This window comes from Aminobacter sp. AP02 (genome assembly GCF_003148805.1).
Taxonomy (GTDB): Bacteria; Pseudomonadota; Alphaproteobacteria; order Rhizobiales; family Rhizobiaceae; genus Aminobacter.
The window spans coordinates 25,283-48,227 of record NZ_QGGX01000014.1 but is presented as its reverse complement, the minus strand read 5'-3'; the positions used below and the strand labels follow the sequence as shown (position 1 = coordinate 48,227).

19 protein-coding genes and 5 pseudogenes are annotated in these 22,945 nt (G+C 60.7%); 18 read left to right on the top strand and 6 right to left on the bottom strand.

Features of this window, described 5'->3' with window-relative positions; genetic code table 11:
• The first annotated feature begins 222 nt into the window (after positions 1-222).
• The 8 genes and pseudogenes from C8K44_RS18175 to C8K44_RS18145 all read left to right on the top strand — a co-directional run bounded on the left by C8K44_RS18175 (position 223) and on the right by C8K44_RS18145 (position 9,154).
• Positions 223-1,377, top strand: a complete 1,155-nt coding sequence (locus C8K44_RS18175; RefSeq protein ID WP_245417536.1) for a DUF930 domain-containing protein — start codon at positions 223-225, stop codon at positions 1,375-1,377.
• A gap of 200 nt (positions 1,378-1,577) precedes the next feature.
• Positions 1,578-1,727 (top strand): annotated as a pseudogene (locus C8K44_RS27945) (NAD(P)/FAD-dependent oxidoreductase); the annotation flags it as partial.
• A gap of 129 nt (positions 1,728-1,856) precedes the next feature.
• Positions 1,857-2,960 (top strand): helix-turn-helix transcriptional regulator, encoded by a 1,104-nt coding sequence (locus tag C8K44_RS18170; protein WP_109577197.1) that lies wholly within the window; start codon positions 1,857-1,859, stop codon positions 2,958-2,960.
• Positions 2,961-3,169: 209 nt separating this feature from the next.
• Positions 3,170-4,312, top strand: a complete 1,143-nt coding sequence (locus C8K44_RS18165; RefSeq protein WP_158282756.1) for an aromatic ring-hydroxylating dioxygenase subunit alpha — start codon at positions 3,170-3,172, stop codon at positions 4,310-4,312.
• Positions 4,313-4,372: 60 nt separating this feature from the next.
• Complete coding sequence (locus tag C8K44_RS18160) at positions 4,373-5,386, top strand: 2Fe-2S iron-sulfur cluster-binding protein (RefSeq protein ID WP_158282755.1); 1,014 nt, start codon at positions 4,373-4,375, stop codon at positions 5,384-5,386.
• A 53-nt stretch (positions 5,387-5,439) separates the two neighbouring features.
• Entirely contained in the window at positions 5,440-6,552 is a 1,113-nt protein-coding gene (locus tag C8K44_RS18155; protein WP_109577194.1) for an S-(hydroxymethyl)glutathione dehydrogenase/class III alcohol dehydrogenase, read from the top strand.
• A gap of 72 nt (positions 6,553-6,624) precedes the next feature.
• Positions 6,625-7,200: pseudogene (gene gfa / locus C8K44_RS18150) on the top strand (S-(hydroxymethyl)glutathione synthase).
• Positions 7,201-7,486: 286 nt separating this feature from the next.
• Positions 7,487-9,154, top strand: a complete 1,668-nt coding sequence (locus C8K44_RS18145; RefSeq protein ID WP_109577193.1) for an APC family permease — start codon at positions 7,487-7,489, stop codon at positions 9,152-9,154.
• A gap of 489 nt (positions 9,155-9,643) precedes the next feature.
• Here C8K44_RS18145 and C8K44_RS18140 read toward each other — a convergent pair whose 3' ends face one another.
• Together C8K44_RS18140 and C8K44_RS18135 are read right to left on the bottom strand one after the other, a co-directional pair.
• The gene (locus C8K44_RS18140) at positions 9,644-10,570 is read right to left on the bottom strand and encodes an SRPBCC family protein (RefSeq protein WP_109577192.1); all 927 of its coding nucleotides are present in this window, start codon (positions 10,568-10,570) and stop codon (positions 9,644-9,646) included.
• On the bottom strand, positions 10,567-10,908 hold the full coding sequence (locus C8K44_RS18135) for a metalloregulator ArsR/SmtB family transcription factor (protein WP_109577191.1): 342 nt from the start codon (positions 10,906-10,908) through the stop codon (positions 10,567-10,569). Before C8K44_RS18135 ends, C8K44_RS18140 begins: the two co-directional genes overlap by 4 nt.
• Before the next feature lie 177 nt (positions 10,909-11,085).
• Between C8K44_RS18135 and recQ the strand changes: the two genes are divergently transcribed.
• Positions 11,086-12,885, top strand: a complete 1,800-nt coding sequence (recQ, locus tag C8K44_RS18130; RefSeq protein ID WP_109577190.1) for a DNA helicase RecQ — start codon at positions 11,086-11,088, stop codon at positions 12,883-12,885.
• Between the two features lie 221 nt (positions 12,886-13,106).
• Here recQ and C8K44_RS18125 read toward each other — a convergent pair.
• Positions 13,107-13,445, bottom strand: a pseudogene (locus C8K44_RS18125) (aldehyde dehydrogenase family protein); the annotation flags it as partial.
• Positions 13,446-13,498: 53 nt separating this feature from the next.
• Positions 13,499-14,197 (bottom strand): IS6 family transposase, encoded by a 699-nt coding sequence (locus C8K44_RS18120; RefSeq protein WP_109577287.1) that lies wholly within the window; start codon positions 14,195-14,197, stop codon positions 13,499-13,501.
• 202 nt (positions 14,198-14,399) lie between these two features.
• Between C8K44_RS18120 and C8K44_RS18115 the strand changes: the two genes are divergently transcribed.
• Positions 14,400-14,696: a hypothetical protein gene (locus C8K44_RS18115; RefSeq protein WP_109577189.1), complete on the top strand. Its 297-nt coding sequence runs from the start codon at positions 14,400-14,402 to the stop codon at positions 14,694-14,696.
• Entirely contained in the window at positions 14,686-15,267 is a 582-nt protein-coding gene (locus C8K44_RS18110; RefSeq protein ID WP_109577286.1) for a hypothetical protein, read from the top strand. The genes C8K44_RS18115 and C8K44_RS18110 overlap by 11 nt, the downstream gene beginning before the upstream one ends.
• Positions 15,268-16,384: 1,117 nt before the next feature.
• Here C8K44_RS18110 and C8K44_RS18095 read toward each other — a convergent pair.
• Positions 16,385-16,731: pseudogene (locus C8K44_RS18095) on the bottom strand (ATP-binding protein); the annotation flags it as partial.
• Positions 16,731-17,150 (bottom strand): annotated as a pseudogene (locus C8K44_RS18090) (IS21 family transposase); the annotation flags it as partial. The pseudogenes C8K44_RS18090 and C8K44_RS18095, both read right to left, overlap by 1 nt.
• Here C8K44_RS18090 and C8K44_RS18085 point away from each other — a divergent pair.
• The 7 genes from C8K44_RS18085 to C8K44_RS18055 all read left to right on the top strand — a co-directional run bounded on the left by C8K44_RS18085 (position 17,091) and on the right by C8K44_RS18055 (position 22,939).
• The gene (locus C8K44_RS18085) at positions 17,091-17,603 is read left to right on the top strand and encodes a LysR substrate-binding domain-containing protein (protein WP_109577188.1); all 513 of its coding nucleotides are present in this window, start codon (positions 17,091-17,093) and stop codon (positions 17,601-17,603) included. The pseudogene C8K44_RS18090 and the gene C8K44_RS18085 overlap by 60 nt on opposite strands.
• Positions 17,604-17,751: 148 nt before the next feature.
• The gene (locus C8K44_RS18080; RefSeq protein ID WP_109577187.1) at positions 17,752-18,453 is read left to right on the top strand and encodes a gamma-glutamyl-gamma-aminobutyrate hydrolase family protein; all 702 of its coding nucleotides are present in this window, start codon (positions 17,752-17,754) and stop codon (positions 18,451-18,453) included.
• A gap of 200 nt (positions 18,454-18,653) precedes the next feature.
• Positions 18,654-19,673, top strand: a complete 1,020-nt coding sequence (locus C8K44_RS18075; RefSeq protein ID WP_245417529.1) for an ABC transporter substrate-binding protein — start codon at positions 18,654-18,656, stop codon at positions 19,671-19,673.
• Entirely contained in the window at positions 19,673-20,476 is an 804-nt protein-coding gene (locus C8K44_RS18070) for an ABC transporter ATP-binding protein (protein WP_109577185.1), read from the top strand. Before C8K44_RS18075 ends, C8K44_RS18070 begins: the two co-directional genes overlap by 1 nt.
• A gap of 1 nt (position 20,477) precedes the next feature.
• On the top strand, positions 20,478-21,293 hold the full coding sequence (locus tag C8K44_RS18065) for an ABC transporter permease (RefSeq protein WP_109577184.1): 816 nt from the start codon (positions 20,478-20,480) through the stop codon (positions 21,291-21,293).
• A gap of 21 nt (positions 21,294-21,314) precedes the next feature.
• The gene (locus C8K44_RS18060) at positions 21,315-22,028 is read left to right on the top strand and encodes a GntR family transcriptional regulator (protein ID WP_109577183.1); all 714 of its coding nucleotides are present in this window, start codon (positions 21,315-21,317) and stop codon (positions 22,026-22,028) included.
• Positions 22,025-22,939 carry an Ldh family oxidoreductase gene (locus C8K44_RS18055; RefSeq protein WP_109577182.1) on the top strand — a complete coding sequence of 305 codons (915 nt, stop codon included), beginning with the start codon at positions 22,025-22,027 and terminating at the stop codon, positions 22,937-22,939. The genes C8K44_RS18060 and C8K44_RS18055 overlap by 4 nt, the downstream gene beginning before the upstream one ends.
• The last annotated feature ends 6 nt before the right edge of the window (positions 22,940-22,945 follow it).

Sequence of the window (22,945 nt, the reverse complement as noted above, 5' to 3'; positions counted from 1 at the left end):
AACGATGGTCAAGCCGCGGCCGCTGGCATCGTCGCAAGCTCCAAACGAGCAAAGGCCATCGAGCTTCCGGGTTGGAGGGCGTTCCAGGGGCGATGCGCGCGCCGCTCCAGGCCAAACGGCGAGCTAAGGGAAACAGGCGAGCCGACAATCGGATCCGAGACTGGCCTTCCGCAATCGGGGGCCTCGAGCGGCCAATTTGCGCGATATTGACGATCATGCTTGATGCCGCCTCTATTTCACGGCACATCGTTCGACATGGCGGATGAGACAAGCAACCGACATCGGGACTCGCAGTGGGCCTTCCCCACGTCGCTAGTCGTGCATGCGCTACTCATCACGGTCTTGCTGGCCTACAGCCAGCCAAGGGTTGCTCAGCAGCAGGAAGAGCAGGCGATAAACGTCACGCTCGCGCCGCCGCCGGAGCAGCCAAAGTCGGAACCTGCTCCTCCACCGGCCCCAGAGGCCCCAAAAGCCGAAAAGGAACCGGAACCGAAACAAGCTCTGTCGGAAACGCAGCCACCCAAGCCGGCGCAAATCGAGGTCCTGAAACCTGTTTTCCGGTTCGGCGACAAGGATGCCGGCCCCGACAAACCTCAGGAAGGGAGCGGTGTTCAAAGCCATTCGCCTTCCCCAGAGAAAAATAACGATCCAAAGCCGACTTCCGAAAAGCAGCCGGATGCAGCCAGTGACGGAGAGAAGCAGGCAACAGCGGAGGCCGAGCCCGCCCAGAGTGCGAAGAACGAAGCAGCCTCGAACCAGGACATAGGCAAACAGGAGGCCGACAAGACAGAGGGCTTGGTGGACGGTACTGACAAGCTAGCGGCCGTGGTGCCAACGCCGTTGGGCGCTGCCGGCACCGACGGCGAGATAGCGCTTCCCGCGCTGGCCACAGCACCACAGCCTAGACCCGACAATGCGCCGAAGTCAGGCCTTGCAGAGAAATCGAAGCCCGGAAACGAAGGCGCCAAGGGTCCAAAATCCAAGAATGTGGACATTGCCGCATCGCAACCCTATCCGGGATTGCCGGGTGTTCGCAGGCCACAATCACAAGGAGCTACCGGCGACGTGTTGGCCACGACCTCGATGGCAGGCGTACCTCGCGACAGACGGGCGGCTAAACTGTGCGCTAGCGCCTTGCAGCAGCAATTGCTGGACTCGTCCTATGCACCCGACCTGGTGCCGCTTGTTCCACTGAAGCTGGGCAATGTCCTCGACGTGCCGGAAGCCGCTTTCCGCACGCGCACTGCATGGCACGCTCTGAGCTTCCGATGCGAGGTCGACACCGACGCGACGATAATCCTGTCGTTGTCCTTCCGCGTCGGAGCTACGATCCCGCGCGACCAATGGGCGCGCCTCGGTCTTCCTACGGGTAACTAGAGCTTGTTGCCGAAAAAATTAATCCGATAAAATCGGGTTCCGGCCGTATCGCAGCGCTTCGAGCATCGGCCGGCATCAGGTCCAATCTCGATTTCGTCCGGAGATTTGCGGTCTTTGACGATGCATTACCAATGGCACCATTGACCGCAACTATAGGCCGCCGCATTCTGGTAAAATTATTTCTCTGGAGGGAAACAAGTATCGACAGGAATTCTCGTGACGCCGTGATTGGAGCCGGTCTGGACTCGCACAGCTGAGAGCTCTCCAGACGGCAGCGAAAAAGCGCGGTTATCCCGGACGTTGTATGTTTCGACAAGCACTTGAAACGGGGCGGGCTGTGGAATTGTACCTGACACACAGGCACTGACGAGACCGTCGGAGAGCCGCTGTAATCTGCTTGCCCTGTCGGGCAAACACCGCGAGGATGCATCGTTGGGGCCCAGCGGGAAACAAGAGATCCGGGTCACTTCGAAGGAAAAATGCTTTCGGCTGCCAACATGGCGGTGTCGTCGCCTACAAGGAGCTTATCAAGGTTGGACCCAGATGCTCTGACGATCGCCTTGGGCGGTTTGGCCCGAGAAATTGGAGAACCCAATTTCCATCTCCGGCTATTGGAGATCGTCGGTCAGCTATTGCCGCATGAAATGGGCTGGATCGTGCGGTATCGTGCCGGTTCGGAGCCAGACGTGCTCCACACCAAGGCCATCGACGCCAAGCTTGTGGAATATTATCTCCAGACAAAACCAAGTGCTGGCGATCCCTATCTGTGCTCATGGAGGGGGAACTCGGTGCCACGAATAGAGACGCTTGACGTGGCGCTGCCTCAAGCCATCGATAGGCATTTCTATGCCGATGATTTTAAGAAGCGCGCGGAATTTACGGATGAACTGGCGCTGTTTCTTCCTATGCCCGGCGCTTCTTGTATCTCGCTGTTTCTTGAACGCCGCGAACAAATGTTTGCCAGCCGCGAACTCGACCAGGCGAAGCGACTGTTTCCGGCGATGCTGGATTTCCATCACGCTCACATCAAGTCGCTTTTCTCCAAGCTTTCAATGGCTCTGACGGATTGTCATTCCATTGAGGAGTCTGCGGTCACCGTGCTCGATCGCTCCGGCCGGGCCGTGTTTTCGACCCCGGGGTGGCGCAAGTTCGAGCTCATGGACGAGCGCAACAGGCTGCCTGAAGCAAGTGCGCCCGTTGCCGATGTCTCCGAACTAATCGCCAGGGCTTCAGGCCCGTTGAGAATGCTACCGCTCGATGATTTGAACCCCGTCGCTCCTGGCGGTTTGGTCGTCTACGTGGCCGAGGCGGACCAGCCTGGTAATGACAGCGGCATCCGGGCGGCCGAAGCGGTTGCCAAGCAGCTTACGCCGCGCGAGCGCGACATCATGCTGTTGACACTTGAAGGTATGAGCACGGGGGCGATTGCTCAAACGCTGAGCATCGCCAAGGGATCTATCAAGAACTGCAGATTGCGAATGTATCGCAAGTTGGGCGTTTCATCGGAACGAGCCATGATCTCAGCGGTCATGCCGTTCACGAAGCAACTCAAGGCGTCACTCAAGGACGGCACGCGCCGCTAGCCATCCTCGGTTACCGGCGAGGACAGCTCGTTCAGAAGGCACAGCTGGACGAAAGCGCGCTTGCGCGTGCGAATGCTCGCGCCATGCTCAGCAGCGGGACTCTGGTGCCAAGCGGCACCATTGCGACAAACATCCCAAAGAAATCAGAATTGGAACCAGCGCAGAGGTGCGCCGCCTGTTTCGACGGCGATCTGAATGTGGAGGACCCAATGCTGAAGACAAATGATCATGAATTCTTTGGGATGGACCGCTTTAAACCGGAAGATCCAGCGCATTCTTATACTTTGCCTGCGAACCTCTATTTCGACCAAGACGTATACGAGGCAGAGAAAGAGGCTGTATTTTACAAATCGTGGAATTTCGTTTGCCACGTTAGCCAACTCGAGGCGCCTGGCTCCTACACAACCGTAAAGATCGGCGACCAGAACATTGCCATCGTCCGTGGTCGCGACGGTGAGATTCGCGCCTTCCACAATGTCTGCTCGCACCGCGCGCACCAGCTGCTGACCGGCGAGGGCAAGACGCGCATGATCGTGTGTCCCTACCACGCCTGGACCTACGAACTCGACGGCAAGCTGAGGACCAACGCGATCCTCGAGACGGTAGACGGATTTGCGGCCGAAGAGTTCTGCCTGAAGCCGGTGAAGGCGGAGATTTTCCTTGGTTTCGTCTGGATCAACCTCGACCTCGGGGCCACCACGCTCGCCGACCAGTCAGGGGCCTTCGGCGACGAGGTCCGCAAGTTTGTCGATACGCCGGAAACGTTGAAGTTCGCAGGCCGGCTGACCTTCGAGATCAAGGCCAATTGGAAGAACGTCGTCGAGAACTTCCAGGAGTGCTACCATTGCCCGCCGGCGCATCCAGCTCTCGTCGAGTTGTTCGATCACGGCATTTACCGGACTAAGAACTACGGTATCTGTTCCAGCCATATCGCGCCGGCACGCGAGGACAACTCGGCCTACAAGTTCGACGCTACCAAACAGGGCAACCAGCTGATGTACGCTGCCTGGTTCCTGTGGCCGAATGTGACCTTTAATGTCTTCCCTGGGCGCAGGAACCTGTCGTTCATGCACATCATGCCCACGGGGCCTGAAACGACCTTCGAGCATTGGGACTTCTTCCTTGATGAAGCGACGCCCAATGAAGAAGAACTCGCTGCCATGGACTACATCAAGAATATTCTGCAGCCCGAGGACATTGGCTTGGTCGAAAGTGTTCAGCGCGGCCTCCACTCGCAGGCCTACAGCCAGGGCCGGCTCGTCATCGACAAGGACATGACCTCCAACAGCGAGCACGGCATCCATCACTTCCAGTCGATGTATTTCAGGGCGATGACCGCAAATCGCGGCTAGCCGATGCCTGGCCCGGTGGTGACAGCCGGGCCATCATCTCCCAATAGCCAGGGCTCCCAGATGAACCACAAAGTGTCGATACCTCAGTTCGACAGCATCATCGAGGTGCGCGCGGGACAATCGATCCTCGATGCCGCATTGAAAGCTGGTCTTGATTATCCCTATGCCTGTCGATCTGGCACATGCTCGGCATGCAAGACGCAAGTGCTGTCGGGCAGGGTCGAGCAACGCGCATACGACGCGGCTGCGTTGAGCGAGGCCGAGCGTGACGCCGGGCTTGTGCTTGCATGCCGGGCGCACCCCATTTCGGATTGCGAAGTCGCCCCGGTCGATGACGAACCGGCCGTGCCATCGCGCAAGACGGAGTGCACGATCACCTATGTCGAGCGCGTGACGCACGACGTCGTTGTCGTGCGCGCCTTGCCTGATGGGGGGCAAGCCGTCCAGTTCCTCGCCGGGCAATTTGCGGTCATCTCGCCGCCGGGATTTCCTGCCAGAGAATATTCCTTCGCCAGCCGTCCGGGATCGCCGGAGCTGGAATTCCATGTCAGGGCGCGTCCCGGCGGCAATGTCAGCTCATACTTTTATGACCGAGCCCGCCGTGGCGATCGCTTCTTGCTCAACGGACCTTTCGGCAACGCCTATCTGCGCAAGGATCATCCCGGACCTGTGACGCTCGTGGCGGGCGGCACGGGGCTCGCCCCGGCCAAGGCCATCCTGGTGGAGGCTCTGGCGGCATCGCCAGGGCGCCGGGTCGATCTGTATTTCTCGGTGCGATGGCAGCGTGATCTCTATTTCGACGATCAGTTCCGGGAACTCGCCGCCACGCACGACCGATTTCGGTTCCATCCTGTGGTGACCGACGAAACCGACACGCCCTATCCGCGCGACATATTCGCGGTCATGGCGGAACACATCGAAGACTTCAGAGCCACGAAAATCTACACCTGCGGCCCCCCCGCCTTGGTCCGCGCTTGCCAGGATTTCGTGTACTCGCGCGGAACCTCTCCCCAGGACTGCCATGCGGATCCGTTCGTCAGCCAGGAATCCCAGCAGATCCTGAATTCCGCCTAGTGGTCGAAGGTCGTGTTGAAGAAAGCAGCCGGGGATCTGGAGAAAGTGAAGTCATGAAATCGCGTGCAGCCGTCGCCTGGGGCGCAAACAAGCCTCTGACAGTCGAAACGATCGATATCGGCGGGCCCAAGGCCGGTGAGGTCTTGGTCGAGATCTTGGCGACCGGTGTCTGCCACACCGACGCCTACACGCTTTCGGGCCTCGATTCCGAAGGTAAATTCCCGGCGATTCTCGGCCACGAGGGCGCGGGCATCGTTCGCGAAGTCGGCGCTGGCGTCACCACTTTGGAGCCGGGCGATCACGTCATCCCGCTCTACACGCCTGAATGCCGGCAATGCAAAACCTGCCTGTCGCAACGCTCCAACCTGTGCACGTCGATCCGGGCGACGCAAGGCCAAGGACTGATGCCCGACAAGACCTCGCGCTTCTCCTGCGATGGCGGCGAGATCTTCCACTACATGGGCTGCTCGACCTTCTCCAACTTCACCGTACTGCCGGAAATCGCGCTGGCCAAAGTGCGCAAGGACGCGCCCTTCGACAAGATTTGTTACATCGGCTGCGGCGTCACCACCGGTATCGGTGCTGTGATTTACACCGCCAAGGTTCGGCCCGGCTCAAATGTCGTGGTCTTTGGCCTCGGTGGCATTGGCCTGAATGTCATCCAGGGCGCCCGCATGGTCGGGGCAGACAGGATCATTGGCGTCGACATCAATCCAGCCAAGGTCGAGATGGCGCGCAGGTTCGGCATGACAGATTTCGTCAACCCGCGCGACGTCGGCAGCGACAAGGTGGTGGCGGCGATCCAGGACTTGACCGACGGCGGCGCCGACTACTCGTTCGACGCCACTGGCAATACCGACGTGATGCGCCAGGCACTCGAGTGCTGCCATCGTGGCTGGGGGGAATCGATTGTCATCGGCGTCGCTGAGGCGGGCAAGGAAATTGCCACCCGTCCGTTCCAGCTCGTGACCGGCCGCGTCTGGAAGGGCACTGCCTTTGGTGGCGCACGCGGACGCACCGACGTGCCACGGATCGTCGACTGGTACATGGAGGGCAAGATCAACATCGACGATCTCATCACCCATACAATGCCGCTGGACGAGATCAACACCGCCTTCGACCTGATGCACGAAGGCAAGTCCATTCGCTCGGTAGTCCTGTTCTGACCTGACGCCCTTTTTCGTCATCTGACTCATGGCAGCGGTCAGCCGGTCCCGCCAGCCAAGCATGCGCCGGCAATGGAGAAGAACATGAAATCGTTGCATCCCGTCATCGACCACGGCATCAAGCAGGGAACGGGCAGCTTTTCCGGCGGAACCTTGGTCTGCGCCTGCGCCGACCGGCCGGTGAAGGTGAAGATCACAGGCGACGTCGCCCACAACCACGCCTGCGGCTGCACCAAATGCTGGAAGCCTGATGGCGCTACTTTTTCAGTGGTCGCGGTTACGGCGCACCACAACATCGAGGTTCTTGAAAACAGCGACAAGCTGGCGGTTGTCGACCCGAGCGCCTTGATCCAACGCCACGCTTGCCAGGAATGCGGCGTCCACATGTACGGCCCGGTCGAGCGCGACCACCCGTTCAAGGGGCTCGACTTCATCCACCCCGAACGGTTTCAGGAGAGTGGCTAGTCGGCGCCTGGCTTTGCGGCCTTTGTCTCGTCGGTGATCGAGGCCGGCGTCGATCCATCGGCTATGGACGGCATCCGCGCCCGGCTCAACGAGCTTGGCCTTGCGCCTTACGACTGCTTGTCGCCGGCCCTGATGGACTACGTTGCAACCTGGACCGCCAAGAAGAACGGGGTGCTCAAATAGCGATGGCGGAGCTCGTCTGCCGAACATCGATCTGACTGACTCCACTGATGCGCGATGACGCCCGAGCCGCGGTCGGGAAGTAGTGCCAAGTGGCATCATTGTTACCAGTTGGGCGCCTTGTATCCTCGGTTTAGCCAGCGGCAAAACGAGCCTTTGACGGTACGTTTCAAGCCGCCGCATCGATGACCCTGAAACTAGACCCCGCTGGCTGGGGCGCATGCTCCGAGCCAGGGGCGGAGCCGTGACCAGAACGTCAGAATCCAGCAGGAACAACGGGAGTAACAAGATGGTAGCGATTACCGAAACTGACGTGCCCAAAGAAGAAATGCGGCGCGCTCTGACGTGGAAAGGCGCATTCTGGATCGCAAGCGGAGCGCCGGCCTTCGTGCTGTTCTCGATAGGCGGATTGGCTGGAACGGTCGGCAAGCTCGCGATCGTCATTTGGGCGATTTCAATGGTGATGGGGTTTGTCCAGTCGTTCACCTATGCCGAGATTGCGGGTCTATACCCCAACAAGTCGGGGGGCGCTTCCATCTATGGTGCTTCTGCTTGGCTGAGATATGGGAAATTCATTGCTCCTCTGTCGGTATGGTGCAACTGGGTCGCTTGGACGTCGGTGCTTTCGCTGGGCTCGTCGATCGCTGCGGCCTACGTGCTCAACACCTTCGCACCCATTCCATCGTCTCATTCGTCAGAGGTACTTTCCTGGGTCACCGCCAACGCCAATTCGCTTGTGGGGCTTAGTCAGGACGAGCAGGTAGCCAAGGCAATTGCAGCCCTGACGCCGAATATCCGGGAATGGACGTTTTTTGGCGGTCAGATCGGGCCCGTATCCTTTTCGCTGAATGCAGCGTTCTGGATAGGTGCCGCATTCATGTTGTTGGTCTTCTCCATTCAACATCGAGGTATCCACGGTACCGCCAATGTCCAGAAATATCTCGGACTGGCCGTCATCATACCGTTGGCGGTCGTCGGCATCGTGCCGATCCTGCTGGGCAAGGTGGATGCCGGCAATTTCCTGCCCATGATACCGAACAGCGGTGAGTGGAACCTCACGAGTTGGACCGTAATCCTGTCCGGGCTGTTCATTGCGGGCTGGTCGACTTACGGTTTCGAGACCGCGATCTGTTACACGCGCGAATTCAAGGACCCTGCCAACGACACCTATAGGGCAATCCTGTCCGCTGGAATCTTGTGCCTGGCCCTATTCATCATCGTGCCGTTTACTTTCCAGGGCGTGCTTGGGCTGGAGGGCGTGACTGACCCCGCCATCGTCGACGGCTCCGGCGTCGCTCGAGCCTTGGCTTTCATGGTCGGCGGCGGTCCCGTTGTCCTGTACGCGCTGATCTTGATGATGGTGCTTGCAGTGCTGCTGTCGATCATGACATCGATGGCCGGGTCGTCACGAACGCTATACCAAGGGTCGGTCGATGGCTGGCTGCCGCGTTATCTCGGCCGGCTGAACCACCATGGCGCCCCCACCAACGCCATGTGGACCGACCTTGTCTTCAATCTGTTCGTCCTAGCCGTCGCCGTGTCGGACGCAACGAGCTTCTTCTTCCTGCTTGCCGTCTCCAACGTCTGCTACATGATCTTCAACTTCCTCAATCTCAACGCTGGGTGGATCCATCGCATCGATTCACCGAGCCGGAAGAGACCCTATCGCGCGCCCACGCTCATTCTTGGTGCGGGCGCGGTTCTGTCATATGTCAACTGCCTCTTCATGGGCGCGGGGGCCAAAATGTGGCATCCGGCTGCCTTGTGGGCCGGGCTCGGCACTGCCCTGCTGATTATCCCGGTGTTCTGGTATCGCCACTATGTTCAGGATGGCGGCCGCTTCCCATCCGCTGATGCGGAGAGCCAGGGTGAAAGGCGTGCGGGCGTTCTTCCCTATGTCGCCTTGCTAAGCGGTCTCGGAATTGTGCTGCTTGCCAACTGGATCTTCGTGCTCTGAAGGTCCGCTGGGACCTGCGTAATATGCCGAAGCGCTTCGGACCAGTTCCTCCTCGCCTTGGTCCGCTTGACCGACAACGCTGCCGGGGTTCCCATTCCTTCTCCGCGTTGTCGGTCACTTTTTGAGCTCGATCCACCCCTTCCGGAGGCGCACGTACATGACACGCCGGCTAGCGAACGCACCGCGATTTTCTTGTATTGCCGCCCGTTGTTGGACGGTCGCGCAACGGTGGCGACCGTGGAGGGTGCGGACGTCGGCATTTTGCAGCAGGTGGGGTGCGCTGAGCCGTCTAGAATGGGCTCCTTGCCCCAACAGACGCGGGTTTAGAGCGAGAACGTTTCATTTGGCGCCGACAGCCAATTCGCTTCCTTGCGCAGGTGGCACACGCCCTGCGTCTAAAGTGGTTGGAAGTTTCGGGCTAACCCCGCTGAATGTCCACTATCGTCATTCGCGGGAGATTTGCTCGGAAGCGAGCAACGCATGGATTTTTCACTGCGATGCAACAAATCGTTCCAATTTGCCCAGCGTCTCCAGTCCCAACTCCACGGCCCCGAAACCCTTCGCCTCCTGGAATTCGGCCGCTGTGGTGAAGACCATGCCGAGGGTCACCTTCGTGAACCCGTCCTGATCCTCGAAGGAGGCCCACGCATCGGCATGTTTGGGCCCATTTTCGCCCCAGAGCAGTGTATAGCCGAGCCTTTCTTCCGGCTTGACCTCGCCATAGAGATGATGGTTCGGATAGACCGTGCCGTCCCGCGCGATCATATCGAAGACCCATTCGCCGCCCGAGCGTAGGTCGATTCGCTTTGTGCGGCAGGAAAACCCCTCCGGTCCCCACCATTGCGGCAGCGTCTCGGGGTTCATCCACGCTTTCCAGACCGCCGCGCGCGGTGCACGTATCACACGCTGCAGCACCATGGTCCGCTCAGCTGCGACGGCGAGGTTGTCCAAACCTGCGCCAAAGCCCTGTCGGTAGCCCGCCTCCATGTCCTCGGCCAACGAGGAAAGCTGTACCGTCACTACCAGCGCACTGCGTTCGCCCAGGTCAGCAAAGTCGGCGGTTACCAATGCCGCCGATTGTGTCGCTCCCTCGGACGAGATCACCTCGTAGTTCACGCTACGCACCGCAGGCTCCAACTCCAACCAGCCGCCCTCGCAGCGAATGTCGGGTTGGCCCTTTACCTTGCAGAGCGAGACCTCGCGTCCGCCGACCCTGGTATCGGCTTCCAAGAATTCCACAGTGACCGACGACGACGGTGAAGCCCAGACTGCCCGTGCGGCCGGGGCCGCCCAAGCGTGCCAAAGCACCGACAACGGCGCGGCCACGTTTCGCTCGAAGGTTAGCGTCGCAAAACGGCTCGTCTTATCACCAGACGCTGAAATGGGCGTGCTGCTTGGCTTAGGGGTCGGTGTCATGATCCGCGTTCCTTCATCACATCCATCACAAACGCATCCAGCCGGTCGAGCCGCGCTTCCCAGATGCTTCGCTGTTCATCGATCCACGTCCGTACCGGTTCCATGGCTTCGAGTACGATGGCGCAGGTGCGCACCCGACCGTCCTTGGCCGTAGCAATCAATCCTGCTTCCTCCAGAACCGAAAGGTGCCGCATTACCGTGGGCAGGCGCAAACCCGTGGGCCCAGCCAAATCCGTCACCCGGGCAGGCTGTTCGGCCAGTTGGGTCAGAATCGACCGTCGGGTCGGGTCCGCCAGAGCATGGAACAACAGTGATAGATCGGTATCATGCTTAGCCATACTGCTAACTATCTCTCCGTCGCGGCGAGACGCAAGAGAAAACTTCGTCAATCTGCTAAGTTTCCGCTATCGGATCACCAAACACTGCCGGCGGGGTCAATCAACTTCGGGCGACAGTCTCTTCCCTCGGCGAACCTGCTATGAAGAACAACCCCATGATTCTCCTTGCCGACGCCGATGACCACCACCGCCCTCGAAATCCTCAAGACCGTCTATGGCTATGACGCCTTCAGGGGAGCGCAGGCGGACATCGTCGAGCATGTGATCGCCGGAAACAACGCCTTCGTGCTGATGCCGACAGGCGGCGGCAAGTCGCTGTGCTACCAGATCCCTGCCATCGTCCGCCCCGGCATGGGGCTCGTCGTGTCGCCGCTGCTGGCGCTGATGGCCGATCAGGTGGCAGCACTGCGGCAGGCAGGGGTGCGGGCGGCCGGGCTGAATTCGGACCTTTCGCCCGACGATCGACGCAACCTATGGCGCGATATCCGCGCTGGTCAGCTCGACCTGCTGTATGTCGCACCCGAAACGCTGCTACGGCCAGACGTGCTCGATCTGCTGGGGGGCGCAAGACTGTCGCTGATAGCCATCGACGAGGCGCACTGCCTGTCGCAATGGGGGCACGATTTCCGCCCGTCCTATCGCCAGCTCGACGCGGTCGTGGCGCGTTTTGCCGGGGTTCCGTGCATGGCGCTGACGGCGACGGCGGACGAGCCGACGCGCGCGGAAATCCTGTCGCATCTCGCCATCGACGAGAGCGACGCCTTCATCGCCGGTTTCGACCGCCCCAACATTCGCTACGCCATCGAGGAAAAGGACAATCCGCGCGCCCAGCTCAAGGAGTTCCTCAAGCGCTACGAGGGCGAGAGCGGTATCGTCTACTGCCTGTCGAAACGCAGGACCGAGGAGACCGCCGCCTGGCTGCAGGGCCTCGGCTACGATGCGCTCGCCTATCACGCCGGCATGGACAAGGCGGCGCGCGAGGCCAACCAGATGCGCTTCCAGCATGGCGATGCAGTGATCATGGTCGCCACCGTCGCCTTCGGCATGGGCATCGACAAGCCGGACGTTCGCTTCGTCGCCCATATCGACCTGCCAGGCAGCATCGAGGCTTATTACCAGGAGACCGGCCGCGCCGGGCGTGACGGCCTGCCCTCCGACACGGTGATGCTCTACGGCTACGACGACATTGCCCTGCGCAGCCGCTTCATCGAGGAGTCGGAGGCGCCCGACCTGCGCAAACGCATGGAGCGACAGAAACTCGACGCGCTCTTGGGACTGGCCGAGACGGCGAGCTGCCGTCGGCAGGTGCTGTTGTCCTATTTCGGCGACCAGTGCGAACCGTGCGGCAATTGCGACACCTGTGCCGAGCCGCCAAAACTGTTCGACGGAGCCATTGCCGCGCAAAAGGCACTGTCGTGCATCTACCGCACCGGCGAGCGTTTCGGACAGGCCTACATCGTCGACGTGCTTTTGGGCGTGGACAACGAACGCATCGCCCAGTTCGGCCATGACCGGATCTCCACCTATGGCATCGGCAGGGAGCACGACAACCGCACATGGCGGGCGATCCTGCGCCAGCTGATTGCGCTGCGCCTGATCGACGTCGACCTGACCGGCCATGGCGGCCTCGCGATTGCGCCGGCTGGCCGCGACTTTTTGCGCGACAAGCCGGCGCTGATGCTGCGCGTGCCGGCGCCGGCACGCGCCAGGCGCGGCAAGGCCATGCGCAGCACGAAGCAGACTGCTGTCATAGATGCGGACAATGACCTGTTCCAGGCGCTGCGGCAGAAGCGGACGGAAATAGCGCGCCAGCAGAATGTGCCGCCCTATGTGATCTTCCACGACAAGACCCTGATCGAGCTTGCGGCAGCGCGTCCAGCATCGCGCGCGGAAATGGCCAACGTGCCCGGTGTCGGCGAAGCCAAGCTCGACCGCTACGGCCCCGCCTTCCTAACTGTCATCGCCGAGCACGCGTGAAGGGCGAACTCGTTACGGCATCAGTGGCAACGCTGTCTGGCCATACCGGCGCTACTTTTCCCCCTCGGGGCTTGCCCGCATCAGGTGGCGCCGAGGGGGGCGTAAGCAAAGCCGAAGTCGGCAGCTTCGACCGCGCAATATCGAAAGATGGTCATGCGTCGCCTCGACCGCCGATTGAACGGCGTAGTGGGGACTTCTGATCTGGCGAGCATTGCCGCCCCTCAGTCGATGTCGAAGCTGACACCCTGGGCGAGCGGCAGTGCCTTGGAGTAGTTGACCGTGTTGGTGGCGCGGCGCATGTAGGCGCGCCAGGCGTCGGAACCTGACTCGCGGCCGCCGCCGGTCTCCTTTTCGCCGCCGAACGCACCGCCGATTTCCGCGCCCGAGGTGCCGATATTGACGTTGGCGATGCCGCAGTCGGAGCCCTCGACCGACAGGAAGCTCTCGGCCTCCTGCAGGTTGAGCGTGAAGATCGACGACGACAGGCCGGCGCCGACGGCGTTGTGCAGCTCAAGCACCTGGTCGAAGTCGGAGTACTTCATCACATAGAGGATCGGCGCGGGTTCTGTCGCAAAATTTCGTAGAGCTGTAGAAATTTCAGGACGCACCCGGACTATGCAGCCAGAATGGCGAATTGCTCGGCCAGAGACGGACTTGGATTGAAGGCGAACCTCGCCTGTCGCTTCCGCATCATGTGGATCAGCTCTATTCCAGACAGGATTATGTTGGCGGAGGCTGGCGATTTGAAACCGAGCATCGGCCGGATACGACGCTTGATATTTCTGTGATCCTGCTCGATCCGATTGTTCAAATATTTGCTCTTGCGGATCGTGATTGGTTTTGAAAAGCCAGCTGCACGGGTCTGCAGCCGATGCGTGATGTCGCAAGAAACGATGGCCTCATGATTGGTTTGGCTGCCGTCGATGACAACACGATTCGGTCTGCCATAACGCTCAAGAGCCTGTTTGAAAAAGCGCCTGGCCGCTGGCAAATCCCGTTGCTCGCTGAAATAGAACTCGACCGTATCGCCGACGCTGTCGATGGCCCGGTAGAGGTATGTCCATTGCCCGCGAACCTTGATGTAGGTCTCGTCCATATACCATTTCCCGGTCACGGAACGCTTGCGAAGATTGAAGCGCTTCAACAGCCAGGGTGAGAAGCGAATGACCCAGCGATGGACACTCGAATGATCGACGCTGAGGCCGCGCTCGGCCATCATCTCCTCAAGGTTTCGCAGGCTCAGCCCATAAGCCAGATACCAGCGCACGCACAGCAGGATGACAGACCGATCAAAATGGCAGCCTTTGAACATCTTGAGCCCTCCGAAAATCATCGAGGGCCATTGCCAGACAACCCGCAACCGAAAATTTGCGACAAAACCCAAAGGGGCTGCTGTCGATGCAAGGATCGCAGCAAACGCAATGGAAGCCTGGCGTGTCCCGATGCAAATCTATGGCTACGCCTTGATTTCATGTTGAACGATATCTATGTTATGTCCAACATTGGAGGCTAGTATGTGTGCCCAGATTCTTTCCGCTGCAGAAAACGATGCAACGGTTGCGTTGACCCGCAACAAGCTCGTGCTTGAGCAAGCGCGGGCCGTTGGCCTTCTGGGCACCGCGAAAAATACCCGTTTGTCGGGGCGTGTACCATCGGAATTGATCGACGCCGCCAAGAAGCGAGCTCACGTCACGTCCGATACCGAATTGTTGGAACTGGCACTGTCACGGTTGGCACTGGAGGACGACTTTGGCGCCCGCCTTGTCGGCCGGAAAGGCAGCATTCCAGCGGATGTCGATCTTGGGCTTTGATCTCTCCGAAGCCCTTCGATCACTGAAACCCCTTAAACGTATGGGAACGCTCGAACGTCGGGCCGATGATGATTTGCCTTGGGTAGATGACGAGCCAATCGTTGGCGGTCCATTATTTCTGGACACGAGCGTCTACCTGGATGTGCTGCAGGGGCGATCGCCGGCAGAGGTGGATACACTTCTAACGTATCGGCTTTGTCACCATTCGGCGGTGTGCCTCTCAGAGCTGACCTACGCATTTGGCCGGCTAGATCCGAAACATGCTTCAACGAAGTCGGTGCTGGAAACAATTCAGGCGACGGTAGACGACATACCGGAGCACAGACTGCATGCCCCGGACGCAGCGACATGGGGGCAGGCCGGCGTCCTTGCCGGCTTGCTCTTTCGGTTGAGCAACTTGCAAAAGGGTGAGGGTCACGAGCGCCGGTTTGTCAACGATGCTCTTATTTTCCTGCAGGCGCGGCAATTCGGTGCAAGTGTGCTTACCGGAAACATCCGGGACTTTGACTATCTTTCACAGATCATTCCAACGGGGCGGGTCATTCTGTACCGATCTCCTCCAGCGTCATGAATAAACACGGTGTGGTTCGTGCGCAGTGATTGGTCGCTACTTGCAGGCAGGACACACCTTGATTTATCCCGATGGGCCTGCCCGCCGCATTTGCGCTCCCGCCGGGAGGGGACGCGCCGCGATCATGTCGCAGTTGATGGTCTATCTCGGCGTGGGAAGCGCGACGGCGCAGGAGCGTCGTGCAACCGGCGAGCTAATTAACATCGCAGTAGCGTTCGACGGTTTGGATCCCTTAGAGCTTCGAGTTTAACCCATCAAGCCGGTGTAGGTTGCGGGCAAGCGAGCACAGGGGTTTGAATTTGTTTCAAGATCGACTGAGCATCTGTGACGTTCGCCGTTTGTGCTGATAAGGTCGCATAAATGGCAACGTGGAACCAGCTCCCTAAGCTGGTCCATAAGGCGCCTGTCCAACCTAAGCGCTTGTCACCCGCCTGATCCGCAGGGAGACATGGCGCACCAGCGTCTGTTGTTTATGGGAGATCGTTCCTCACGCAACCGACCCGATCTCACGTGCGTCGCGAACTACCAATTCTGGCAGGGACTTATGCTTCAAATCGTCCTGATCGCCTATGCCGTTCGCAAGCCACGTCAGCATCGCTCTTCCGAGCATTGGCATCCACCTTAGCACGAAAGAGACGGCACTCGGCGCACTTTCCCGTGGCAGGAGAGAACTCGGCGGTAACAAGAGGTGGACTGGTGAGTGAGCCTAACCCTGCACCTGTCCACCGCCCGTTGGAAGCAGCGATCCACGGTGTCAAACGGCCCTTTAATTGCGGGCAGGTGTCAACCCGGTTTCGCACTGCCATCGCCGGGGTCATGGTCCTTTCCGAGGTCGAGTGCCTCATGATGTTGTTCGGGTCGGGCGCCTCAACGTTTCCAACGAGATGCAGATGAACTGCTGTCAGCCGTTTGACCGAGGTCGCCGCAACCACCGTCCCGGCGGGGACATCACGAGTTCCGCGTTGATGGCGGCCCGAGAACTCGTTTGGGGGAAGTCGACTAAGCTATCTTTTCGTTACCCCACTCGAAGCTGGTGCCGTCAGCCCAAATGCAATGTAGCAAAACGGCGATCTTCCGTGCGACCGCCACCTTTGCCTTCTTCAAGCCGATCCGCCTCGACAGCCAGATGTGACTTTCCGGTCCCGGTGCCGCCGATGAGGACGGCATTGCGCTGATCGGCGACAAAGGTTCCGTTGGCCAGGTCGCGGATAAGTGCCTCGTTGACCGGCGTGCCGTCGAAGTCGAATTCCTCGATATCCTTTGCCAGCGGCAGCTTGGCGACGGTGAGCTGGTATTTGATAGAGCGCGCCTGCTTCTCGGCGATCTCAGCCGACAGAAGATCGCCGACGATCCGCGGGGGCTCTGCTGGCGCTTGATGCCGGTCGCCATGACCTCGTCATAGGCACCGCGCATACCGTAGAGCTTCAAGGTGCCCATCAGTTCCAGAACCTGCGTGCGTTCCATCAGCTTGCCCTCCTGAGGCTGTCGTAGCGGGCACAGTCAGCCTGCGGCTCGTGCTGCAGGCGGAGCGCATCCGGGGTGAGGATGGTGATGGCCGGCACCGGGTCTCGCCGCCGTGCCAGGATGTTGATGATGATGGCGGCGGAGAAGACGTTCTGGTCGATCGCTTCCTGGCAGGCAGCCTCCACGGCATCGATGCCGTCGGTCAACACCGTGGCTAGGATCGACACCATCTGTCGATCGCCGTCATTCGCCGCCTTCAATCTCCGCCGCACCCGCTCCATGGCCGTCGGCAGCATCCAGCCTTGGAACGGCGCGCCATTGCGCAGCGCGCCTGGCTTGCGGGCAAGCACAGGGACGTAATGCCAGGGATCGTAGATCGTCTCGCCGCGCCCGAAGGAACGGACATGCTCGGCGACGATCGCGCAGTTCACTACGGCCAGCCCGTCTGGGCCAATGCCACCTGCCGTGGTGGTGCCGGTGGCTACCCCATCACTGGCCGGCGAAGGGGCAATCGAAGGCCCGGGCGATGTGGCAAAGCTTCCGCTTTGCACCTTGCGACGCGGTCCAAGGCATGGGCCGACTGGTTCTCCCTGACCGGTGTGGAGACGGGCTCTGCCTTCCAGGGCCACCGCTTCGACCAGTTTGGCATGCTGATTCAAGCTGCCGTATCGGGCATGGGCGTAGCGTTGTTGCCGCGCTACCTCGTGGAGCAGGAGCTCGCATCAGGGGTGCTCACCGTCATTGCCGATGCGCCGCTTGCTACCAGGAATGCCTATCATTTCGTCGTGCCGGACGGAAAACGCGAACATCCAATTGTTGCCGGATTCTACGAGTGGGTGTGTCGACAGGTACAGGGGCCCGACTCGGGATAAAAAGGACGCAGCCTTGCGTGGATCTCTGCCGCCTGCCGGCCAAGATCCAAAAATTTCACGTTGCGGGGCGCGAGGCCTCGTGACTTCGGCCTTGGTTGTGGCGCACCATGCTTGCCTACGAAACTTCCACACCGCCAGCAGGAACCCAATGAGACGTAAGCCTATCATCGCTGTGATCATGGATGAAAACACCAGTGCTGGGGGAAGCCTGTACGAAACCTCGAAAAACTACTTTTCTGCCATCGCAGCGGCAGGAGCACTGCCGATTGGCATTCCGTACGTGGCCGAACTTGTCGACCAGGTGGTTGATGAGTTCGACGGGTTCCTGAGCGTCGGTGGACGAATAAACTTCCCTGAGAACTGGTACGTCGAAGGTGATCAATCCAGGTATCCGGCGTCTGAGCGCGTTGCCGTGGAGATCGCGCTGATGGAGGGATTTCTTGCGCGCGACAAAGCCGTGCTCGGTATCTGCAATGGCATGCAGATGCTCGGATGTCTGAACGGCTGTCGGATGGTCTCGGATGTCCATTCGTCGTGGCCGGGCGCGTTGGACCATGACCAGGCAAACGTGTTCCACGATGTAAGCATCCAGGCCGACACCCGAATGGCGGGTATCTTTGATGCCCGGACGTTCAGCGTGAATACGTTTCATCGAGAGGCACTCGTCGAGATATCCAGCAGCGTCGTCGTTGCAGCCCGCGGGCCGGATGGCGTAGTCGAAGCCATTGAAGTGCCTTCACGTTCTTTCGCCATGGGGTTGCAATGGCATCCCGAAAAACTGGATGCCGCTGAACATCCCGGGGCTCGGATATTTGACGCATTCGTGAAGGCCACGGCCGCACGGTCGTAGCGTCTGAGCTTCAATTGCCCGCTGTACCAAGCGAAAGCCTTCCCTGACGGAAATATCAGGTTGCACAAGTGATGCATCAGTTGTACCTAGTTGCTTCCGATTAGTCGTCGGCTCACCCGCAGCATGATCTTTGCTCGAGGGGAGGAACAGGATCGTCAGGTGCTGGCTCGGGAAAGCCGCACTGGTGCATGGGGAGTGGCATGTCTTCAATTAATCGTCGTCATCTCATGGTAGCCGCGGCTGGCGCTGCCTTGGCTTCCTCATTCGCCTTGCCGACTTTGGCGCAGACGCAGCCGAAGCTTGAATTTCTTTACTCGCCCTATGCCGACTACGCGCCGTTCTTCGTTGCTAAGGAGCTCGGTTTCTTTGACGAGTTCGGCGCCGAGGTGACGCTGTCGCCGAAGGGCGATACTGCCGAGACCATCCAGATGCTCGCCTCCGGCAATATCGAAGCCGGTGGCGCGACCTGGGGCGCCAGCCTTTTCAACGCGCTCGACCGCGGCGCCACCGTTTCGATCATCGCCACGCTGGCTCGCATGCCGGCGACGGTTCCGTCGCCTTCGCCCTTCATGGTTTCGCAGAAGGCCTGGGACGAAGGTATTCGCACGGTCGCTGACCTCAAGGGCAAGCGCGTCGGCATTCCTGGCCCGGGTGGCTTCGGCATGTACTCCGTCGCCAAGGCGCTGGAGAAGGGCGGGCTGACGATCGAGGACGTTGAAGCGGTGTTCCTGCCGCCTCCCGCGACGGCTGCCGCCTTCGCCAATGGCGCGATCGAGGCGGGGTGGAGCATCGAGCCCTTCGCTGGGCAGCTCGAGAAGGAAGGGCTTGGCCGCCGGTTGGTCGAGGACCACACCTTCGGCACCGAGCTTGGCCTGATCGCGTTTAACCAGGACTTCGTCGCCAGCAACGAGGATCTGGTGGTGCGCTTCATGGCTGGCTACCTGAAGGCCGCTCGCCTTCTCGACAATGGCGGCTGGCAGGACGACAAGATCGTGACCATCGTGTCGAAGTACACCGGCACGGAGCCCAATACGCTGCGCGGCATCCCCTATACCGTCCGCTCCGAGGATGGGACCATCGACATGGCTTCGGTGCGCGAGCAGGAGGAGTTCTTCCGCAAGCGCGGAACGCTCGAATACGAAGGTCAGGCCAAGATTGACGATGTTTACCGCCTCGATCTGCTGAAGCGTGCCAACGATCTCCTTGCAAGCAAGAAGTGATGCTGGCCGTGCATGAGGCTCTGCAGCCGTTGCCGGCGGAAGCAGTTCCACCGGCCATCGAGGTCAATCATCTGACCAAGGCGTTCTATGATAGCGAAGGCGACCGCGTCACCGTGGCCGTCTCCGATGTCAGCTTCACGGTGGCGCGCGGAGAGTTCGTCTGCATCGTCGGGCCGAGCGGCTGTGGCAAGACCACGGTCCTGCGCATTCTCGCCGATCTTGAAGAGCAGCTCGGCGGCACGGTGAAGCTGAACAGCGCGACGCCGCCGGCCATGGTTTTCCAGGAAGCTTCCGTGCTGCCCTGGCTGACGGTGGCGGAAAACATCGCCTTTCCGCTGAGCCTCAAGGGCGTCTCGCGCGTTGAGCAGGATGCCCGCGTGCGCGAATTGCTGGCGCTGACGGGCCTCACCGATTTTGCAAAGGCTCGCCCGCACCAGCTCTCGGGAGGCATGAAGCAGCGCGTCTCTGTGGCGCGCGCTTTGGTCGACGATCGCGACATCCTCTTGATGGACGAGCCTTTCGGCGCGCTCGACGAACAGACCCGCCTGGTGCTGCAACAGGAGCTGTTGCGCATCTGGGAAACAACCGGCAAGACGGTGGTCTTCATCACACACAGTGTCGACGAGGCTTTGACGCTTGCCGACCGCGTGATCGTCATGTCGCCGCGCCCGGGAACATTGGTGGCCAATCTGACAGTTCCTTTCGAGCGGCCGCGCGACGTTGTCGAGATGCGCCGCGACAAGCGGTTCTGGGACATGACATACGAGGTCTGGCGCCTGCTGGCCTCTCCTGTGGGAGCCTGAGATGAGCGCCACGCCCGTGACACTGACGGAAGAGCAATGGCGTCGGCTCAAGGCGCCGGCACGCCGCGAACGCATCTTCCGCATCGCTTCCTATTTCAGCCCTTTGCTGCTGCTTTTGCTATGGGAGCTGGCGAGCCAGTTCAACCTGATCGACCGTCGCTTTTTCCCCGCTCCTAGCGCGATCGCGGGGACCGCCTGGCGGATGACGGTGAGCCTGGAACTGTTCGACCATATCGGCGCAACCCTGCGCCGCGTGGCCATCGGCTATGCCATGGGCGCGGTGCCCGGCATCGTTCTTGGGCTTATCCTGGGGCTGTCTCGACCAGTTCGCAGGCTGCTTGGGCCGATTTTCGCTGCACTCTATCCTGTGCCGAAGATCGCCATCCTGCCACTGATCCTGCTGGTCTTTGGCGTCGGCGATGCCTCGAAATTTGTCGTCATTGCGATCGGCGTGTTTTTCCTGATGCTCTACAACACCATGAGCGGGGTGATGCAGACACCACAGATCTACATGGACGTCGCCAAGAATGCCGGTGCGACTCGTCTCCAGACCTTCTGGCGCATTGCTTTCCCAGCCGCGCTTCCGAGCATCTTCACCGGGCTCAAGCTTGCCGCCGGTTCGTCTTACATCATCATCGCGGCCGCCGAGTTTCTTGGAGCGCGCAGCGGCGTGGGCTTCTTCATCTGGGCGTCGTGGCAGACCTTTGCGGTGTCTCGCATGTTCGTCGGCATCGTCGTGATCTCTGCCATGGGCTATCTCACCATTCTTGCGCTTGAAGCACTGGAACGGCGTTTCGTGCCCTGGGCGAAGCACTGAGGAAGTGAGGAGCAGAAGCTCATGACCGTCGAAGCTGACCCCATTGCCCATGCACCGGTTTCGGAACGCATCTACCTGGCGCTTCGCCAGGAGATCATGCGCTGCGAGATCGTGCCGGGGACGACGCTCGACGCAGCCTCGATCGCCAGCCAATACGAGGTTTCGAAAACGCCGGTGCGCGACGCCATGCAGAAACTGGCCGCCGATGGGCTGGTGATGATCCTGCCGCGCAGCGGCTATCGCGTTGCACCGATCACCTTCCAGGCGGTGCACGACATCCTCGACATGCGCGCTGCCATCGGCCCGCACGCCGCACGGCAAGCGGCCCGCTACGCCACGCCGGCCGAGATCGCCCTGCTGCGCCAGATCGTCAAGGAATATGCCGCGCCGATGGACATCGGCACCATGCAGCAGGTTGCGCGGCGTTTTCACCTCGCCATCGCCCGCTGCAGCCGCAACAAGCGCGTCGTTGCGCTCTCGGAGACCCTGTTCGATGAGCTCGAACGCCTGCTGCGCTTTGCCATCGACTTCACGGTCAAGACCGGCGAGCATTCCGACGAGCACACAGCCCTCGTCGATGCCATCGAAGCCGGCGACGGTGAGCGGGCCGCCACGATCGAATTCGATCACATCAAGCACAGCCGGGAGTTTCTGATCGAGCGCCTGATGACCCTGGGCTACCTGTCGGAGAGCGAGATCCAACTCGGCACCTCAGCGCGGATTGCCGGCGAATGATGGCATTTCCTGATGCGGTAGAGCGGCTGTCGGCGGCGCTCGGCGCAAGCCCTGCGGCCAAGCTCGCGGCTTCGGCCCTGATCGAAGCCGATGCGCTCGGCCAGCCCCGCTTCGGCATCTCGATGCTCGATGAATGGACCGCTGATGCTGACCCCGTGCCAAGGCGCGACGGTTTGCAGGCAATCAGCTGGCTTGACTGCACCTCCTGCTTTGCGCCGCTAGCGGTCGCCAGCGCTACCCTCGATCTGGCCGTGGCCGCGCGAGAGTTCGGCGTCGCTGCCGCCTTCCTGCGTGGCGTCAGGGGCTTTGGGCGGTTAGCGCCCTTCGTTCGCGAACTCGCCGATGCCGGCCTGCTCGGCATCGCCGGCGCCGAAGGTCCGCCTTTTGTCGCACCGTATGGCGGCATCCGCCCGGTAATCGGCACCAACCCATTCGCGCTTGCCATCGGGCAGGGCATCGATCGCGTGGTCATCGACGTCGCCAGCAGCATGGCAACGATGGCCGATGTTCGCAGCGCTCGCGCTGCCGATACGCCATTGCCAGGCGGGATCGCGCTCGACGGCGAGGGAAGGCCAACCACCATCGCGTCGGAGGTTGCCGCGCTTCTGCCGCGCGGCGGCCAGATCGGCTCGCTGCTCGGGCTGGTGGTCGAGCTCATGGCCGGCGTTGCCGGTGGGGGGCGGGGCGATCCGAAGGGCCGCGGCGTCTTCATCGTCGCATTCGATCCAGCCGGTGCAGAAGATCGCTTCGACTGGCAAGCCAAGCTCGCCGGGTTGAAGCGAAGTTGGACCGACGGCGGCGGCCGCTGGCCGCGCGGCGGCAGTGTTTCGCCCGACACCGTTTTGTACGGCGATTTCGCACGGCGCCTCGACGCCCATCTGGCCCTCATGAACGGTGAGACAAGCCGATGATCATTG

Coding starts and splice junctions, on each gene's coding strand:
- C8K44_RS18160 (WP_158282755.1), top strand. CDS start 4,373: ATGAACCACAAAGTGTCGATACCTCAGTTCGACAGCATCATCGAGGTG.
- C8K44_RS18175 (WP_245417536.1), top strand. CDS start 223: ATGCCGCCTCTATTTCACGGCACATCGTTCGACATGGCGGATGAGACA.
- C8K44_RS18155 (WP_109577194.1), top strand. CDS start 5,440: ATGAAATCGCGTGCAGCCGTCGCCTGGGGCGCAAACAAGCCTCTGACA.
- C8K44_RS18070 (WP_109577185.1), top strand. CDS start 19,673: ATGCTGGCCGTGCATGAGGCTCTGCAGCCGTTGCCGGCGGAAGCAGTT.
- recQ (WP_109577190.1), top strand. CDS start 11,086: ATGACCACCACCGCCCTCGAAATCCTCAAGACCGTCTATGGCTATGAC.
- C8K44_RS18170 (WP_109577197.1), top strand. CDS start 1,857: ATGCTTTCGGCTGCCAACATGGCGGTGTCGTCGCCTACAAGGAGCTTA.
- C8K44_RS18085 (WP_109577188.1), top strand. CDS start 17,091: ATGCCAGGGATCGTAGATCGTCTCGCCGCGCCCGAAGGAACGGACATG.
- C8K44_RS18120 (WP_109577287.1), bottom strand. CDS start 14,197: ATGTTCAAAGGCTGCCATTTTGATCGGTCTGTCATCCTGCTGTGCGTG.
- C8K44_RS18135 (WP_109577191.1), bottom strand. CDS start 10,908: ATGGCTAAGCATGATACCGATCTATCACTGTTGTTCCATGCTCTGGCG.
- C8K44_RS18075 (WP_245417529.1), top strand. CDS start 18,654: ATGTCTTCAATTAATCGTCGTCATCTCATGGTAGCCGCGGCTGGCGCT.
- C8K44_RS18115 (WP_109577189.1), top strand. CDS start 14,400: ATGTGTGCCCAGATTCTTTCCGCTGCAGAAAACGATGCAACGGTTGCG.
- C8K44_RS18060 (WP_109577183.1), top strand. CDS start 21,315: ATGACCGTCGAAGCTGACCCCATTGCCCATGCACCGGTTTCGGAACGC.
- C8K44_RS18055 (WP_109577182.1), top strand. CDS start 22,025: ATGATGGCATTTCCTGATGCGGTAGAGCGGCTGTCGGCGGCGCTCGGC.
- C8K44_RS18065 (WP_109577184.1), top strand. CDS start 20,478: ATGAGCGCCACGCCCGTGACACTGACGGAAGAGCAATGGCGTCGGCTC.
- C8K44_RS18140 (WP_109577192.1), bottom strand. CDS start 10,570: ATGACACCGACCCCTAAGCCAAGCAGCACGCCCATTTCAGCGTCTGGT.
- C8K44_RS18145 (WP_109577193.1), top strand. CDS start 7,487: ATGGTAGCGATTACCGAAACTGACGTGCCCAAAGAAGAAATGCGGCGC.
- C8K44_RS18165 (WP_158282756.1), top strand. CDS start 3,170: ATGCTGAAGACAAATGATCATGAATTCTTTGGGATGGACCGCTTTAAA.
- C8K44_RS18080 (WP_109577187.1), top strand. CDS start 17,752: ATGAGACGTAAGCCTATCATCGCTGTGATCATGGATGAAAACACCAGT.